The organism is Acrocarpospora corrugata (assembly GCF_009687845.1).
Classification (GTDB): Bacteria; Actinomycetota; Actinomycetes; order Streptosporangiales; family Streptosporangiaceae; genus Acrocarpospora; species Acrocarpospora corrugata.
The window spans coordinates 1-2330 of record NZ_BLAD01000169.1 but is presented as its reverse complement, the minus strand read 5'-3'; the positions used below and the strand labels follow the sequence as shown (position 1 = coordinate 2330).

The 2330-nt window shown below is 70.0% G+C and carries 2 protein-coding genes; both read left to right on the top strand.

The features are described from left to right. Positions 1 to 110: 110 nt before the first annotated feature. Positions 111 to 683, top strand: coding sequence for a hypothetical protein (locus Acor_RS41915; RefSeq protein WP_155342316.1), 573 nt, complete (start codon positions 111 to 113; stop codon positions 681 to 683). 70 nt (positions 684 to 753) lie between these two features. Then, complete coding sequence (locus Acor_RS41910; RefSeq protein WP_155342315.1) at positions 754 to 2298, top strand: ISKra4 family transposase; 1545 nt, start codon at positions 754 to 756, stop codon at positions 2296 to 2298. Positions 2299 to 2330 lie beyond the last annotated feature (32 nt).

Sequence of the window (2330 nt, the reverse complement as noted above, 5' to 3'; positions counted from 1 at the left end):
GGGTGCGGCTCTCCCTCAGTGAGTGCCTGAGCTGGGCTTTTGTAGACATGACTGTTTGATTCGGGAACCGCCTTTTACTGTGAGTGCAGACCCGTGAGACGGTGGTGACGATGAGCTCGTTGCTCGAGGAACTGGCACGGCGCGAAGCCGCTGCCCGCCGGCGGATCGAGGAGATTGGCGAGCAGATCGCCGCGCTCACCTCACAGATGCAGGACGAGCAGGACCGCTTGTCACGGCTGACGATCACACGGGAGACCGTGGAGGAGATCCTGGGCGAAGCGGCCCAGCTGCTCGATGAGCCCGATGAACAGGCCGGGGCCGCCGCCGCGGCCGACACCGCGCCGCCGGCACAGCCGCCGGTGCTGGGTGTGGTGACGGTGCCGCACTGGCAACCCGGCATGAACACGGCGGTGCTACCGCGCGCGTACCGGGACGCGGTGGAGATCATGGCCGATGCCGGACGGGCGATACGGGCCGGGCAGATCGCGGTGGCGATGGGACTGCCGGATGAGGCCGCCAAGCGGGAAGGGCTGCGCTCCAAGCTGAAGCGGCTGGCAGAACGCGGCTGGGCGAAGGAAGAAGGGCCGGGACTGTTCACGGTGACCGATCCGGTGGCCCGCGAGATGGCCGGGCAGGATGGCGTGGCGTCACGAGACGCAATCGCGTCGTCACCGGGCGGGTGATTGCGGCGGGGCTCTCCCGCCGTCAGGTTCGAAGGTGCCACCCAATCGACCCCGACGAAGGAAGAGCCCTATGCAGGCACCGTACGACACCGAGACCACCGCTGACGTCTTTGCGAAGGCGAGGAACACCTTCAACTGGCTCATCGGACACCTCACCGACGCGCAAACCGGGACGCTTCCCCATGACCGGCTGGAGGAGACCATCACCGAGCAGGGTCGGGAACTGCAGCGCCTGCTGCTGCAGGCCCACCTTGACCTGCGCGCGCTGCGTGAGCTGGAGCAGGTATGCCACGCCCGCCACCAGGACGGTGCCGCCGCGTGGGTGATCGGCGCGGACGGGGTGATCCGGCGGCGGGCGGAGTTCGGGCACCACCGCCTGCTGGCCACGGTGACCGGGACGGTGACGGTCACCCGGTGCGCGTGGCGGGCCCCGGGGGTGGGCAACGTGTATCCGATGGACGTGGCGTTGTCGCTGCCGACGGTGCGGCACTCGGCCGGGCTGGCCAAGCTCGCGGTCATCGAGACGGTGCGCGGTTCGTTCGACGCCGCCCTGGCGGCGATCACCACACGGTGCGGTCAGGTGATCGGCAAACGGCAGATCGAGCAGCTGGTCGCCCAGGCCGCGGCCGATGTCGACGACTTCTACGCCGCGCGGACCATGCTGCCGTGCACGGCGTCCACGGTGCTGGCGATCAGCGTGGACGGCAAGGGCATCGCGATGCGCCCCGAAGCGCTGCGGCCCGCGACCGCCAAGGCCGCCGCCCGCGCCAAGGCCACCTTCCGGACGCGGCTGGCGGCCGGGGAGAAACCGGCGCGCAAACGGATGGCGACGCTAGGGGTGGTCTACGACGCCGAACCGGCACCGCGGCGGCCGCACGATGTGATCGCCGTCCCGGGCGGGCGATCCGGCCGGCGCCTGCCACGGGCCCGGCCGAACGCGACGCGCAAGTGGCTGTGCGGCTCGGTCGTCACCGGCCCCGGCCCTGTGATCGCCAAGGTGTTCGACCATGCCGAGGCCCGTGACCCTGTCCATGTCCGTCCCTGGGTCGTGCTCGTCGACGGGGCCCGCCACCAGCTCGACCTGATCACCGCCGAAGCCGCCCGGCGCCGCATCCGCGTCCACATCGTGATCGATTTCGTGCACGTGCTGGAGAAGTTATGGGCTGCCGCGTGGAGTTTGCACCCGCCCGCGGCACCGGCCGCGGAGGACTGGGTCGCCGCCCACGCCCTGGCCCTGCTGGCCGGGCACACCGGCCAGGTCATCACCACATTGACCACGCAGGCCGCCACAGCCGGCGCGCAGCACCGTGACGGCATCGACGCGTGCATCCGCTATCTGTCCAACAACGCCAGGCATCTGCAGTATGACCAGGCGCTTGAGGCGGGATGGCCGATCGCGACCGGAGTGGTCGAGGGCGCGTGCCGTCATCTGATCGCCGACAGGTTCGACCTGGCCGGGGCGCGGTGGGGCCTGGCCGGAGCCGAGGCGGTGCTGAAGCTCCGCGCGCTGGTCACCAACGGTCATCTGGAGGAGTACTGGACTTTCCATCTCGCCCGACAACACGAGCGCGTCCATCAGACCGGCTACCAGGACGGATACGCCCTCACGGCTTGATCGCTTCAGTCACTCAGGAGGAGCCGCACCCA